At 34.4% G+C, this 15,055-nt stretch carries 15 protein-coding genes; 11 read left to right on the top strand and 4 right to left on the bottom strand.

From position 1 onward, the window contains the following. Window positions 1-25: 25 nt before the first annotated feature. The 9 genes from ACOOWA_RS01945 (at window position 26) to fabF (ending at window position 8,186) form a co-directional block, all read left to right on the top strand. The gene (locus ACOOWA_RS01945) at window positions 26-712 is read left to right on the top strand and encodes a response regulator transcription factor (protein WP_034677847.1); all 687 of its coding nucleotides are present in this window, start codon (window positions 26-28) and stop codon (window positions 710-712) included. A 64-nt stretch (window positions 713-776) separates the two neighbouring features. Then, complete coding sequence (locus ACOOWA_RS01950) at window positions 777-1,409, top strand: hypothetical protein (RefSeq protein WP_421372872.1); 633 nt, start codon at window positions 777-779, stop codon at window positions 1,407-1,409. A gap of 14 nt (window positions 1,410-1,423) precedes the next feature. Next, window positions 1,424-1,813 (top strand): hypothetical protein, encoded by a 390-nt coding sequence (locus ACOOWA_RS01955; protein ID WP_421372873.1) that lies wholly within the window; start codon window positions 1,424-1,426, stop codon window positions 1,811-1,813. A gap of 23 nt (window positions 1,814-1,836) precedes the next feature. Continuing rightward, window positions 1,837-2,205 (top strand): hypothetical protein, encoded by a 369-nt coding sequence (locus ACOOWA_RS01960; RefSeq protein ID WP_421372874.1) that lies wholly within the window; start codon window positions 1,837-1,839, stop codon window positions 2,203-2,205. Between the two features lie 105 nt (window positions 2,206-2,310). Beyond that, window positions 2,311-4,989, top strand: a complete 2,679-nt coding sequence (locus ACOOWA_RS01965) for a TonB-dependent receptor domain-containing protein (RefSeq protein WP_421372875.1) — start codon at window positions 2,311-2,313, stop codon at window positions 4,987-4,989. A gap of 177 nt (window positions 4,990-5,166) precedes the next feature. Next, window positions 5,167-5,586 (top strand): OsmC family protein, encoded by a 420-nt coding sequence (locus ACOOWA_RS01970; RefSeq protein ID WP_421372877.1) that lies wholly within the window; start codon window positions 5,167-5,169, stop codon window positions 5,584-5,586. A 250-nt stretch (window positions 5,587-5,836) separates the two neighbouring features. Beyond that, on the top strand, window positions 5,837-6,454 hold the full coding sequence (locus ACOOWA_RS01975; RefSeq protein ID WP_421372878.1) for a TetR/AcrR family transcriptional regulator: 618 nt from the start codon (window positions 5,837-5,839) through the stop codon (window positions 6,452-6,454). Next, window positions 6,447-6,872, top strand: a complete 426-nt coding sequence (locus ACOOWA_RS01980) for a PaaI family thioesterase (protein ID WP_421372880.1) — start codon at window positions 6,447-6,449, stop codon at window positions 6,870-6,872. The genes ACOOWA_RS01975 and ACOOWA_RS01980 overlap by 8 nt, the downstream gene beginning before the upstream one ends. Window positions 6,873-6,944: 72 nt before the next feature. Next, on the top strand, window positions 6,945-8,186 hold the full coding sequence (fabF, locus tag ACOOWA_RS01985; RefSeq protein WP_421372881.1) for a beta-ketoacyl-ACP synthase II: 1,242 nt from the start codon (window positions 6,945-6,947) through the stop codon (window positions 8,184-8,186). A gap of 67 nt (window positions 8,187-8,253) precedes the next feature. Here fabF and ACOOWA_RS01990 read toward each other — a convergent pair whose 3' ends face one another. Then, window positions 8,254-9,012 carry a murein L,D-transpeptidase catalytic domain family protein gene (locus ACOOWA_RS01990; RefSeq protein ID WP_421372882.1) on the bottom strand — a complete coding sequence of 253 codons (759 nt, stop codon included), beginning with the start codon at window positions 9,010-9,012 and terminating at the stop codon, window positions 8,254-8,256. A gap of 313 nt (window positions 9,013-9,325) precedes the next feature. Beyond that, entirely contained in the window at window positions 9,326-9,775 is a 450-nt protein-coding gene (msrB, locus tag ACOOWA_RS01995; protein WP_421372884.1) for a peptide-methionine (R)-S-oxide reductase MsrB, read from the bottom strand. Window positions 9,776-9,931: 156 nt separating this feature from the next. Between msrB and ACOOWA_RS02000 the strand changes: the two genes are divergently transcribed. Then, the gene (locus ACOOWA_RS02000) at window positions 9,932-11,176 is read left to right on the top strand and encodes a DUF445 domain-containing protein (RefSeq protein WP_421372885.1); all 1,245 of its coding nucleotides are present in this window, start codon (window positions 9,932-9,934) and stop codon (window positions 11,174-11,176) included. Between the two features lie 117 nt (window positions 11,177-11,293). Here ACOOWA_RS02000 and ACOOWA_RS02005 read toward each other — a convergent pair whose 3' ends face one another. Further along, a complete protein-coding gene (locus tag ACOOWA_RS02005; protein WP_421372886.1) occupies window positions 11,294-12,331 on the bottom strand; it encodes a quinone-dependent dihydroorotate dehydrogenase in 1,038 nt (345 codons plus the stop codon). A 213-nt stretch (window positions 12,332-12,544) separates the two neighbouring features. Continuing rightward, window positions 12,545-13,240: a pseudouridine synthase gene (locus ACOOWA_RS02010; RefSeq protein ID WP_421374630.1), complete on the bottom strand. Its 696-nt coding sequence runs from the start codon at window positions 13,238-13,240 to the stop codon at window positions 12,545-12,547. Window positions 13,241-13,441: 201 nt separating this feature from the next. On the opposite strand from ACOOWA_RS02010, the gene ACOOWA_RS02015 reads away from it, so the two are divergent. Next, window positions 13,442-14,983, top strand: coding sequence for a glycine--tRNA ligase (locus ACOOWA_RS02015; RefSeq protein ID WP_421372888.1), 1,542 nt, complete (start codon window positions 13,442-13,444; stop codon window positions 14,981-14,983). Window positions 14,984-15,055 lie beyond the last annotated feature (72 nt).

Below are 15,055 nucleotides of genomic sequence, written 5' to 3' on the forward strand. Positions count from 1 at the left end.
ACAAATAATAAAATATAAAAGACCTATGAGCAACAGAATATTATTAGTAGAAGACGACCAGAGTTTTGGCGCAGTACTAAAAGATTATCTTACCATAAATAATTTCGAAGTTACCCTTGCCGTAGACGGCGAACAGGGTTTGAAAGAATTTACAGAAAATGAATTCGATATCTGCATTTTCGACGTTATGATGCCTAAAAAAGACGGTTTTTCATTAGCTGAAGATGTAAAAAAGATTGATAAAAATACACCAATCATTTTCTTAACCGCAAGAAACATGAGAGAAGATATTTTGAAAGGGTATCAATTAGGTGCAGATGATTACATTACAAAACCATTTGATACTGAATTGCTTTTATACAAAATTAAAGCAATTCTTCAGAGAAGCTCTACTTTAGAAAATGAAGAGCAGGAACAGTTTAAAATCAGCAATATTTTCTTCGATTCTATGTTGAGACAATTAAGAGTTGGCGATAACGAATACAAGCTTTCACCAAAAGAAAACGAACTTTTAAAATTGCTTTGTCTTCACAGAAATGACTTTATGCCAAGAGATTTAGCATTAAGAAAAATCTGGAAAAAAGAAAATTATTTTACCGCAAGAAGTATGGATGTTTACATTGCGAAACTTCGTAAACTTCTGAAAGACGACGAAGGTCTGGAAATTATCAACGTACACGGAGAAGGTTTCAGACTTTTGGTAAAGAATTAAACGAACGTTAAAATAAATTTAAATTAGCAAAACAATCCAAAATGTTTTGCTAATTTTGTTTTTTATGAAGAGATTTGATATGAAAAATTTACTTTTTGGATTTTTGGCGACTTCTTTCATTGCTGTTTCATGTAATAAAAAAGACGAAAAACCAACCTATATAAAAGACGAAACTTCAACCCAGCAACCAAATGTGGCATATAGTCAGTCGCAAACGACACTCATGGATCAGGCAGGCATAAAATCCAATACTCAGACAGGCTCTACAATGGTTACCGCGCCCGGAATGAATCCTCCACATGGACAACCCGGTCATAAATGCGAAATTCCTGTAGGGCAACCTTTAAATGGTTCTGCTCCTTCAGTACAGTCAGCAACTCAGAATATTCAGGTTAACGGAAATAATACGGTTCAAATCGATCCGAGCTCAATGAAGAAAGGGAATGCAATTCCAATAAAAACAGCTCCCGGAATGAATCCTCCTCATGGAGAACCTGGCCATAGATGTGATATTCCTGTCGGACAACCTTTAAGCAGCAAACCTGCTCAAGCTATTCAATCAACTGCTGTACAGACTTCACAGCCAGTTCCCGTTTCTCAGCCTGCAGTTGCCAATACAGGACCGAAACCAAAACTTAATCCTGCTCACGGAGAACCATGGCATGACTGCGCTAAACAGGTTGGTGCGCCGTTGTAGATGTTAAATGTATTATGTTCTTTCTAGGATCAGCAATTCATGTTATTCTTTGGCTATTTTATAAAAGTCTTAGAACACTAAAAGTTTATCTTGTAAGTTTTTTGATAGCCTCTTTATTAGCCTTGTATGCAATTTTGCATATTGATAGAATTGAATCAAAATCAACAGAAAAAGATTATTGGCTATTTTTACCAATTTTATTTTTAGCTAATTTTGGATTGTTAAGAACACTTTTTTTAATTATTTTTGGCAATGAGCCATTGATGACCGGTTATAGACAGTCAAGTTGGGAGCAAGGAGAATATAGACGATTACATTTTGGTGATGCATTTTTTACAATTTCAACATTAGCCATACCTTGGTTAACAATTATTTTTTTATCATATTTAAAAATACTAAACTAAATATTTTCTTTAACTTTGCACCTGTGAAACCAATACAGCTTTTATTAATTATCTTTTGCCTGGGAATTTTTCTGATTCCTAAAGATAATTTTTACGCTCAGGCTTCACAGGAAAACTGTTGTAAAACAGAATCTAAAACAAAATATTGCTGCGACAAAAATCAAAACAATCATCACGGTTCTGAAAACAGCAAACAAGACCATAAATCCTGTACCGATAACTGCTGCTCTACTTGTGCAGTATGTTTTAGTTTTATTGAAAACAATTTCGACAAAAATACCTTTTGGGAGTTTTCTACTTTTAAAACTTTCTCAAAAATTCAGGTACAATATTCTAACCCTTATATTTCAAACGGTTTAAAAGAAATCTGGCAACCGCCAAAATTAGGTTAATTAAAAAATGGAACGATGTCCCGGTTTACCAATCTATCAATAGATTGTTACACTATTACATTGTTAAACTGTTATATTAATTAAATTAATCTAAATTTTAAACAAATGAAATTATATATTACCAAGTTAATTCTTGGAGCATTATTCTTATTATCAACATTCGCATCCGCTCAAAATATTTCTAAAAACCAGTTTCAGGTAAAAGGAAACTGTGAGATGTGCAAAGAAAGAATCGAAACCACCGCCATAAAAGCAGGTGCAAAATCTGCAAGATATTCCATCGATTCTCAAACGCTGACTTTAGAAACCGAAGAAAATATTTCTCCAGAAAACATCCTGAAAAAAGTCGCAGAAGCCGGTCATGATAACGAAAAATTCAAAGCATCTGCCGAAACTTATGAAAAACTTCCCGCATGTTGTCATTATGCAAGAGACCTGCAACCCACAACAGCAACTGAAAAACATGAGAATCATTCAAAAAACGAGAATGAATTTTATGTAAAAGGAAACTGCGGTTCTTGCAAAGCACGTATTGAAAAGGCGGCAACAGATTCCGGAGCAGATTTCGCAGAATGGGATACAGAAAAACAAACCGTAATTTTAAAATTTGATCCTGCAAAAACTTCAGCAGATAAGATTTTAAAGAAAATTGCGGATGTTGGTCACGACAATGAAAAATTCAGAGCTCCCGATTCTGTTTATAAAAACCTTCCCGACTGCTGCCTCTATGACAGAGAAATTTCGTTGGGCGAAAAAAATACGAAAGTTCATTTTGAAGAAGGAGAAAAAGATGATGACAAAGATCCGGAAGATCACTCAAAACACGGAAATTTAGAAAAAAATATTGAGCAAATCAATATTTTAGGTTCAAAAGCCTCCACTTCGATCAGTAAAAAAGAAGCCGGATTGGTTTTTAATATTGATAAAAAAGAATTGCTGAAAGCTGCCTGCTGCAATTTATCTGAAAGTTTCGAAACCAACGCAACAGTTGATGTTTCTTTCAGCAACGCCGTTACAGGAACCAAACAGCTTAAAATGCTTGGTTTAGACCAAAAATACACAAGTTTAACAAGAGAATTATTACCCGAAATCAGAGGTTTGGCTTCTGCATATGGTTTAAATTTTATTCCCGGAAGATGGATTGAAAGTATTCAGTTGACCAAAGGCGGAAGTACGGTGACCAACGGTTATGAAAGTATTACCGGACAAATCAATACAGAATTTCTGAAAAATGCAGAAAAGCCTGAAACTTCATTAAATCTTTTCGCAGATTTCAACGGAAGAGCCGAAGCCAATATTACAAGTGTTTCAAAAATTGACGACAAATGGTCTCAAACGTTTCTTCTTCACGGAAACGGAACTTTTGGTAACACCGACATGAATGATGACGGATTTCTTGATCGCCCGAAAGGAACTCAGCTCAATACAGCTTATTTATTGAATTACAATGATTTAGAAAAGTCAGGTTTTGGTTCGCATTTCGGAATTAATTTCATTAAAGACGAAAGAACTGCCGGACAAATCGGGTTCGACAAGAAAATTTCTCAGGATAAACAACCGCTTTACGGAGTCGGGATTGACATTTCAAGATTTCAGGTTTGGAATAAAACAGGTTATGTTTTCAAAGGTAAACCTTATCAAAGTTTAGGCTGGATGAATCAATACACCTTTCATCAGCAGGACAGCTTTTTTGGTTTAAGAAACTATTCAGGAAAACAACAAACGTATTATTCAAATTTGGTTTTCGAAAGTATTTTAGGAAATACCAATCACAAATACAAAGCCGGAGCGAGTTTTATGTATGATGGTTATGATGAAACTTATTTAACCAATCATTTTAAGCGTAACGAAATCGTTCCCGGAATTTTTGCCGAATATACTTTAACAGGCTTAAAATATACTTTGGTTGCCGGAGCAAGAGCAGATTTTCATAATTTGGCAGGAACGCAGTTTACACCCAGACTGAATTTTAAATATGATTTTACACCGCAAACAATTTTGAGACTTTCTGCGGGAAGAGGTTTCAGAACAGCGAATGTTTTTGCGGAAAATCAGCAATATTTTGCCTCGAACAGAAATATCCAGATTCTGCAGAATGGTGGAGACATTTATGGTTTGAAACCGGAAATTGCCTGGAATTACGGAGCAAGTTTACAGCAGGAATTTAAACTTTTCGGAAGAAAATCTACAATTATGGCAGATTTTTTCAGAACAGATTTCCAGGATCAGGTTTTGGTAGATTTAGATCGTTCACCTCAACAGTTAACTTTCTATAATTTAGACGGAAAGTCTTTCGCCAACTCTTTTCAGACCCAGTTTGATTTTACACCTTTCAAAAATTTTGATGTGAGATTGGCTTATAAATATTACGATGTTCAGGCTGATTATCTGGATGGAAGAAGGGAAGTTCCATTTATGGCGAAACACAGAGGTTTTGTAAATTTAGCCTACTCCACCAACAAAAATAATGTCGGTGGATTCTGGAGTTTTGATACGACGATGAACGTAGTTGGCAAACAAAGACTTCCCAACACCTTCACAAATCCTGCAGAATTTCAGTTACCGATGTATTCTGAGTCTTATGCGGTCTTAAATGCACAGATTTCAAGAAATTTCAACAAAAAACTTAGAGGTTATTTAGGCGGAGAAAACCTTACTTCTTATTATCAGAAAAATGCAATTGTGGATTTTAGAAATCCTTTTGGAAATTATTTTGATGGCGGAATGGTGTATGCCCCGATTATGAAAGCTAATTTTTATGTTGGTCTGGATGTAACTTTTTAAGATTGAGGCTGAAACTTAGGCTAAGATAAAAGCTAAAGAAGTAATTTGATTAATTTCAAATTACTTCATCATCAAATTTTCAAATTAAAAAAGGCATGATTTTCAATAATTTAATGATCATGAAATCAGCTCTTTTTTGTATCTTTAAGTTTAAATTTAAACATCAACAATTTTAATATGAAACGTAACGCAACAGCCGTTTGGAACGGTACCGTAAAAGAAGGTAAAGGCCACATCACCACTCAAAGTACAACTTTAAATCAGACTCAGTATTCTTTCAGCAGCCGTTTTGAAGAAGGCGTAGGAACCAATCCTGAAGAATTATTGGCAGCAGCTCACGCAGGATGTTTTACCATGAAACTGAGCGCAGAACTAACTCAGGCTGGTTTTACACCGGATGAATTAACTACAAAATCGGTCATCACTTTAGACCCAAGTGTAGGAAAAATTACAAAATCTGAGTTGACTTTAACGGCAAAAGTTCCGGGAATTTCGGAAGAGGATTTTCAAAAATATGCTAAAATCGCAGAAGAAGGTTGCCCTGTAAGTGCGGCTTTCAATTTTGAAATCACTTTGACTGCTACTTTGGCTAATTAGATAATTTAAACCATTAAGATTTAATTTAAGAAGTTAAGAATATTAAGTTCTTTTATCGTTAATAAATTTAATGAACCAATTTTAATCAATAGGAACGGGCTTTAGCCCGTTTTTCTTGTATAAGAATACGATTGGTTTTAATTCAAAGTTGCAATTTTAAAACTTAATTGATTTCGCATTTCAATTTAATGACAAATAAAAATATACCGATTGGTATATTTTATATATCTTTGTTTCAGAATTTGATGAAATGTCAAAAGCGGAAAAGACAAGACAATTTATTATCGAAAAAACAGCAACTTTGTTTAATACCAAAGGCTATATTTCTACGTCTTTATCTGACATTACTGAAGCAACCGGTTTAACGAAAGGAAGCATCTACGGAAATTTTGAAAATAAAGATCAGGTTGCTATTGAAGTTTACAAATATAATTCAGGAATTCTAAAAAAGAATTTGTCTAAATCATTCAGTGAAGAATTTCCTACCATGTCGGATAAGCTGTATGCTTTTATTTCTTTCTACAGAAAAAACTGGCAATTTGTTTCCGAAAGTGGAGGTTGCCCAATGATGAATGCTGCAACAGAATCTGATGACACTTTCCCGGAATTAAAAAAACAGGTAAAATTATCTTTCGAAGACTGGACGAAAACAATCTCAGAAATCATTAAATCCGGACAAAAAAATAACGAGTTTAAAAAAGAAATAAACTCCGAAGAATATGCTTCACTTTTTATTATTCTTATTGAGGGTGGAATTTTATTGTCTAAAACAATGGGTGATGAAAAATATTTAAACCTTGCTTTAGACCGAATTACCGAACTTATTAATAAAGAAATCAAACAAATATCTCATAATCACTATGGATAAATTACAAATGCTCAAAACTTTTATCGGAAAAGAATTTACCGAATCGCCTTCTCCTTTTATGAAATGGCTAAATCCGGTTGTAATTTCGGCAGAAGAAGGCCAGATTGAATTTCAATATACCGTAAGAGAAGAGTGGCTGAATCCGATGGGAAATCTTCATGGCGGAGTTACGGCAGCAATTATTGATGATGTTATTGGTGCTACAATGTTTTCTTTAAACGAAAAAACCTTCATAGTAACCGTAAATAATAGCATCGATTATTTTTCAACTGCAAAAGAAAATGATAATATTGTAGCGGAAACGAAAATTATCAAAAGAGGAAAGCAATTTGTAAACGCACAGTGCGAAATCTGGAACGCAGATAAAACAAGACTTATTGCAAGAGGAACTTCCAATTTATTTAAAATTAATAACTAGTATAAATCATTTCTTTCAAAAAATTTATAAGAATTTTTGTTATTCAGTGATCAATACATTCAACATCAATATATGAAAAGAGTTGTCATTACAGGATTGGGCGCAGTAACGCCTTTGGGAAACAATGTCGAAGAATTCTGGCAAAACAGCATCAACGGAGTAAGCGGAGCCAACAAAATCACTCATTTTAATACCGAAAAATTTAAACTGAATTTCGCTTGTGAGGTTAAGAACTTTGACCCTAAAGTTTATTTAAGTCACAATGAAATAAAGAGAAGCGATTTGTTTTCTCAATATGCAATGTATTCATCCGCAGAAGCTTTACAGGATTCAGGATTGGAGCTTGATAAAATGGATCCTTTTGATACAGGGGTAATCTGGGGAACCGGACAAGGCGGAATGTGGACTTTCGAAAGTGAAGTGATGAATTTTGCAGCAAACGACGAAAACCCAAGATTTAATCCGTTTTTCGTTCCAAAATTTATCGCAAACATGGCTTCAGGAATGATTTCTATGAAGTTTGGACTTCAGGGAATTAATTACACAACGGTTTCAGCTTGTGCAACAGGAAATACAGCATTGATGGACGCTTTCAACTACATTCGTCTGGGAAAAGCAAAAGTAATTGTTAGTGGCGGATCAGAAGCTGCAATTACACCGGCTTCCGTTGGAGGATTTTCTGTAATGAAAGCAATGTCTACAAGAAACGATGATTTTGCAACGGCAAGCAGACCTTATGATGCAGACCGAGACGGTTTTGTGATGGGTGAAGGAGCCGGAGCTTTGGTTTTGGAAGAATACGAGCACGCAAAAGCTCGAGGTGCGAAAATTTACGCAGAATTAGCCGGGGCAGCAATGACAGCGGATGCATATCATATGACTGCACCGCATCCAGACGGAGTTGGAGCGATTAAAGCAATGCAATTGGCATTACATGAAGCAGGAGCAAACGTAGAAGACATCGATTATATTAATCCACATGCAACATCTACTCCACTTGGAGATTTGGTCGAACTGAAAGGCATCAGCAAATTATTTAAAGGAAGTAAAAACCTTGATCTAAGTGCTACAAAATCAATGACAGGTCATTTATTAGGAGCAGCGGGAGCAGCAGAAGCCATACTTTCTATTAAAGCCATTGAAAAAGGAATCATTCCCCCTACGATCAATCTTCACAATATTGACGAAAATATTCCGAAAGATGTGAATATTATTTTTGGAGAAGCAAAAGAGAAAAATATCAATTTTGCTTTAAGTAATGCTTTTGGATTTGGAGGGCATAATGCTACTTTGGTATTTAAGAAGTTTTCTTAAATTTTAATCTCACGCAGATTTAGTTTAAAATAAAAAAGCAGTCATATAAATTTTGACTGCTTTTGTTTTATGCTTCTCTTAACCATTCCGACGATGAAAGATAATTCTGATCGGGGTAGTAAATGAAAAGACAATTTTTTCCTTTTATGGTATTGATAATCGGTTCTGTTAAAGCTCTCGGAATTGCCGGGCAACCCCAACTTCTTCCGATTCTTTTGTGAGCTGCAGCAAACTCTTCACTTACATAATCTGCGCCATGCATCACTACTGCTCTTTTGTAAGCTGCATCGTTAAAGCCTTTATCCATTCCCAAAAGTTTTAAAGAGTATCCGTTATCACCATTATAAGTAGATTCTGTTATATAAAAACCCATGCTGCTTTGCAGTGAGCTTTCAATATTAGAAAAGTTAGTAGCAAACTCTTCACCTGTATTTTTTCCGTGAGCAACTAAAGAATTGAACAATACTTTTTTCTCATTCATGTCGATTACCCAAAGTCTTTTTGTATTGGATGATATTGAGAAATCACAAACCGTTAATAAATGTGCGCTTTCATCTAATTTTCCAGCTTTTTTAAGATTATTAAAACCTAAAATTGCTTTAGAAAAAACATCAAAATTTAGTTTGTGATCATTTTCGAAAAGTATGGAATTGTAAAGTTCTTCTGAAGAACTCATTTCTTTGGTATCTTTTTTGAATGTATTTGTAGCAACGGTTTTTGTATTATCTAAGTAAACTTCTTTTTTCAAATTGGAATTTTCACCCGAAAAATAAAAAGAAGTGGTTACCATGTAAACAATGCCCAAAAGGCTATAAAATCCCTTCATAAATATTATGTTAAATTAATATTGCGGATACAAATTTATAAAATCATAATTATCAATAAGTTAAATCTAAAAAATTTAACTCAATTTAAGAAACTTTAACTCGGTTTCATCGAATTAGTTATTATATAGCTATAGACAATTTCTATTTATAAGAGATAGTTTCCACATTCTTTGTAGATGCAATAAATTAGTTTTTAAAATTTTTATCTCTCTCTGTAAATATCTCAACACATCGAAAATAAATTAGCATAAACAAAGCGAAGGCTGATTTTAGTTATAAATGAATACAGATATTCATATTTCTTTTATACATTCAAGACTCCTTTTCAGAATCTGGAACAAATTCCAAACTAATAGAGTTCATGCAATATCTAGTCCCTGTTGGAGCAGGTCCGTCGTTGAAAACGTGACCCAAGTGAGAATCACAGCGTTTACAGACTACCTCAATTCTTTCCATTCCGTGAGAAGAATCACGGTTATATTTCACTCCGTTTTTATCGGCTTCAAAAAAACTTGGCCAACCACAGCTGCTGGTAAATTTTTGGTTAGAACGGAAAAGATGATTTCCACAAACCGCACAATAGTACTCTCCCAGTTCATCATATTCATTATATTTTCCGGTAAAAGGCCTTTCAGTTGCAGCTTCCCTCGCAATCGCATATAAGTCGGGTGAAAGAATTTTAAACCATTCATCATTTGAAACATTTAGTTTCACAGTTTCAGTTCTGGAATAATATGGATTATTTTTTGCTTCGTTGTGCATAAGATTTTGTTTGAAATAGATTAGCAATTATTTAACCATAAAGACAAAAGATTTTTTCTTTTATTAAAGTTTAAAATATAAAACTTAAATTTTTAAGTAAATCTTTTGTAGCTTTTGTGGTAAAAAATCACAACCAAATTTACTAAATTTGAGAATATGAATGACGAAGACAAAAAAAAACAGCTTAGAAAATATAAAGCATTCGCCACAGGGCTTTTTGTTTTAATGGCTATAATTTTTATCATAACTACTATTCTTCAAAAAACTCACGAATCGCACTGGATAGGCTATGTTCGTGCATTTTCAGAAGCTGCGATGGTCGGAGCTTTGGCAGATTGGTTTGCAGTGACTGCGCTTTTTCGCCATCCACTAGGTTTGCCTATTCCACATACCAATCTGATTGAAAACAGTAAGCAAAAACTGGGTGATAATCTTGGGAATTTTGTGGTTTCTAATTTTCTTTCGCCCGAAAATATCCGTCCTTACATCCAGAAGCTTAAAATTTCCGGGTTTGCGGGAGAATGGCTTGGAAAGGAGAAAAACAAAGAGGTTTTAATTAAAAACTTATCAGATATCATTTTAGATATTTTAAATAAGCTGGATGATTCTGAAGTAAGCTACTTCATCAGCAAAAAGGTTTCTGAAATGACTGATAATATTAAGCTGAATACCATTCTCGGGAACGGAATTAATTATCTTTTAGATAAAAATGATCATCAAAAAATTATTACCAATCTTTCAAAACAGATCAAAGATTATATTGTAGAAAATGATGAAATGATTCAGGAAAGAGTAAAAAAAGGCAGTTATACTTTTATTCCGTCATTTGTTGATCAAAAAATTGCTGATAAAATTTCAAGCGGATTAGCCGATTTTTTTAAAGAAGTGGAAGAAAATCCAACCCATGAAATTCGGGATTTAATTACCCGAAAAATCTATGAGTTTTCAAATGATTTGAAAGAAGACCCGAAATGGAATGATGAATTTAAAACCATTAAAAATAACCTATTAAATAACGATAAATTAACAGAATATTCAACTGACATTTGGATTTCTATTAAGAAAACGTTGACTGAAGAACTTCATTATGAAGATTCAACTTTAAAAAATTACCTTTCGAAAAACCTCAACGAATTTTCTCAAAATTTAAAAAGCGATGAAAAACTTCAGAATAAAATTGATAACTGGGTAAGAGTGACTGCTTACAAATATATTTTACGAAATACACATCAGGCTTCCACTTTAATCAGCTCAACTGTCGGAAACTGGCAAGGCAAAGAGTTAAGCCAAAAAATGGAGCTGGAAGTTGGAAAAGATTTACAATTTATCCGCGTCAACGGAACTTTGGTTGGTGGATTGGTGGGTTTGATTATTTATACGATTTCACATTTTTTTCTCTGAAACTCAAGCAGATTGAGCAAATTTAGCAGATTAAAAAATTTAAATTCTGCTTTATCCACTAAATCAACGAGACAAAATAGGCAAAACCTCATCGGTCCTGCTTTCAAATTTTAAAACTTATCTCGCAATTCTACCCGCTCTCGTCAAAATTTCCTGATTAATATCGTTGATTAATTGCGGCCCTTCATAAATAAATCCTGTGTAAAGCTGAACCAAAGTTGCTCCTGCATCCAGTTTTTCAATCGCATCTTTTGCAGAATGAATTCCTCCAACGCCGATGATCGGGAACGCACGATTGCTTTTATCAGAAAGATATTTAATCATTTTTGTACTTCGTTCACGAATTGGTTTTCCGCTTAAACCACCGTTTCCTATTTGTTTTAAAACTTCTGGAGACGTTTTCAAACCTTCTCTGTTGACAGATGTGTTTGAAACGACAATACCGTCGATTTTTGTATCTGAAATAAGCTCAATAATCTCATCAAGCTGTTGATTATTCAAATCGGGGGCGATTTTAAGTAAAATTGGTTTGGGATTTACTTTAGTCTGATTAATTTCTTTTACAGCTGTAATCAATTCTCTCAGATATTCTACATCTTCCAGTTTTGCGTGACTTCCCACATTCGGGCAGCTTACATTTAAAACAAAATAATCTACGTAAGGATGAAGTCCTTCAAAACAGGCTAAATAATCCTGAGTATAATTTTCAGGTGTTGTATTGGTGTTTTTTCCGATGTTTCCACCGACGATAATTTTTCCTTTGTTGCCTTTTAATTTTTTAATCGCCGCTTCCAGACCGTCGTTATTAAAACCCATTCTGTTGATAATTCCGCCATCTTCGATGAGACGAAACAGTCTTTTCTTAGCATTTCCGGCCTGAGCTTTTGGTGTCACCGTTCCGATCTCTACAAATCCGAAACCTAAATCGCCTAATTCGTTGAATAAAACCGCATTTTTGTCAAAACCAGCTGCTAAACCAACGGGATTTTTAAACTTTAAACCAAAAACTTCTCTTTCAAGACGTTTGTCAACAATAGGTTTTGGAAAGAATAATTTGGTTAGAAATCCGAAATTTTTGAGCATTGAAAAAGTAAAGTGATGTACTTCTTCAGGATCAAATTTGAAAAGAATCGGGCGAATGAGCGATTTGTACATTGGAAAAAAGTTTTACAAAAATACTCATTTTAAAATTAACGATTGGTTGATGTATGATATTTAATAGAAAAATGTATTATAAATACTGTCTATATTTTAGCATTATGAGTCATCCTTCCGTAGGAATCTAAGTTCGAATATTTTGTCTGATTTCTAATACTATGCTTAGATCCTTTCAGGATGACAAAGTGTATGGTAATGAAATGTGAAAAATTAAGAATAAGCACTCAAATCAAATTTCAAAATATCCCCAACTCTTTTAAATTCATCGTCTATAGTAGCATTGACCATAATTATCTCGTTGGAAATGGGATGATTAAATGTCAATTGGTGAGCGTGAAGCGTCATTTTTGTCATACCAAAAGTTTCAAGCCATAGTTTGTTTTGTTTGTTGCAACCGTGTTTCCGGCAGCCTAAAATCGGATGTAGAATATGTTTGAAATGCTTTCTCAACTGATGAAATCGACCTGTTTCAGGAATGGCTTCAACTAAACAATACCTGGAAGTTTTGTGTTTTAAAAATGGTAAATCTATTTCGGAGGTCTGCAAACGACGATAATATGTCACCGCATTCTGTTTGACTTCATTTTCATTAACCAAATCGTAATCGATAGTTTCGTCTTCTTTCGCCCAACCCCGGAGAATGGCAATGTATTTCTTATCGACCTTTTTTTCTTCAAACTGAGTACTCATTATTCTCAGCGTATCTTTATCTAAAGTAAAGAGCAAAACGCCAGAAGTTTTACGGTCTAATCGATGTACCGGATAAACTTTCTGCCCGATCTGCTTCCTCAATTCCTGAATAGCATAAGTATCAGCTTCTCCTGAATAAAAAGATTTGTGTACCAACAATCCGCTGGGTTTGTTGATGGCAATCAAATGTTTGTCCTGATAAAGAATTTCTAACATGAGGCAAAAGTAGAAAATTTTGAGTAAAATTTTAAAACCTTCAAGGTTTTCAAAACCTTGAAGGTTTATTGTTGTAAACATACTTTTTTAATATAACAAGCAGGTTTCCGGCTTCTAATCATTTCAAAGTTAAAAACTTCCATCTTCCATCTTCCTTACTTCCTGCTTTTTCACTATTTTTGCAAGCAAGACGAAAAATTTATGGCAAAGCAAGAAGATGTTTTCAAGAAAGTGATTTCTCACGCTAAAGAATATGGTTTTATTTTCCCATCGAGTGAGATTTATGATGGTTTATCCGCTGTTTATGACTACGGACAGAATGGTGCAGAACTGAAAAATAATATCAAACAATATTGGTGGAAGGCAATGGTACAGCTTAACGAAAATATTGTGGGTATTGATTCGGCAATTCTGATGCACCCAACTACTTGGAAAGCTTCGGGCCACGTTGATGCCTTTAATGATCCTTTGATTGATAATAAAGATTCTAAGAAACGCTTCAGAGCAGATGTTTTGGTGGAAGATTACTGTGCCAAAATTGAAGATAAGGAGAACAAAGAAACTGAAAAAGCGGCAAAAAGATTCGGTGAGTCTTTTGATAAAGCTCAATTTGAAGCGACGAATCCTAAAATTTTAGAATACAGAGCCAAAAGAGAACAAATTCTTTCAAGACTGGCAAAATCTTTAGAAAATGAAGATCTTGCTGATGTAAAAGCTTTGATTGAAGAACTGGAAATTGCTGATCCTGATACCGGTTCTAAAAACTGGACGGAAGTAAGACAGTTCAACCTGATGTTCGGAACTAAATTGGGTGCTTCTGCAGATTCTGCAATAGATCTTTATTTAAGACCGGAAACTGCTCAGGGAATTTTTGTTAACTTTTTGAATGTTCAGAAAACTTCGCGTCACAGACTTCCTTTTGGTATTGCACAAATCGGTAAAGCATTTAGAAATGAGATCGTTGCAAGACAGTTTATTTTCAGAATGCGTGAATTCGAACAAATGGAAATGCAATTCTTTGTTGCTCCGGGAACAGAACTGGAGTTTTACGAACAATGGAAGCAAAAGCGTCTTAACTGGCATTTGGCTTTAGGTTTGGGTGATGAAAATTACAGATTCCATGATCATGAAAAGTTGGCGCATTATGCAAATGCTGCAGCCGATATTGAATTTAATTTCCCGTTTGGATTTAAAGAACTGGAAGGTATTCACTCCAGAACAGATTTCGACTTGAAAGCTCACGAGAAATTCTCCGGAAGAAAATTACAGTTTTTCGATCCTGAAAGAAATGAAAATTATGTTCCTTACGTTGTGGAAACTTCGGTTGGTTTAGACAGATTATTCCTTTCCTTATTTTCTCATTGCCTGAGAGACGAAATTCTGGAAGACGGTTCTGAGAGAACAGTTTTATCGCTTCCACCAGCTTTGGCTCCGGTAAAAGCAGCCATTCTTCCATTGATGAAGAAAGATGGTTTGGCAGAATATGCTGAAAACATTTTCAATGATTTGAAATATGATTTCAACTTATTTTACGAAGAAAAAGATGCAATCGGAAAACGTTACAGAAGACAGGATGCGATCGGAACACCTTACTGTATCACCATCGATCACGATTCTCTAACAGATCATACGGTAACAATCAGAGACAGAGATACAATGGCTCAGGAAAGAGTTCCCGTTTCCGATTTGAGACGAATTATCGATGAAAAAACAAATTTCAGAAATTTACTCTCTAAAATATAATTAATAAGCCCTGATTTTTTCAGGGCTTTTTTGATGCTTGGTTTTAAAATTATTCTAAATTTGTTGAAGACC

Origin of the sequence: Chryseobacterium sp. GP-SGM7 (genome assembly GCF_049166575.1) — a bacterium.
GTDB lineage: Bacteria > Bacteroidota > Bacteroidia > Flavobacteriales > Weeksellaceae > Chryseobacterium.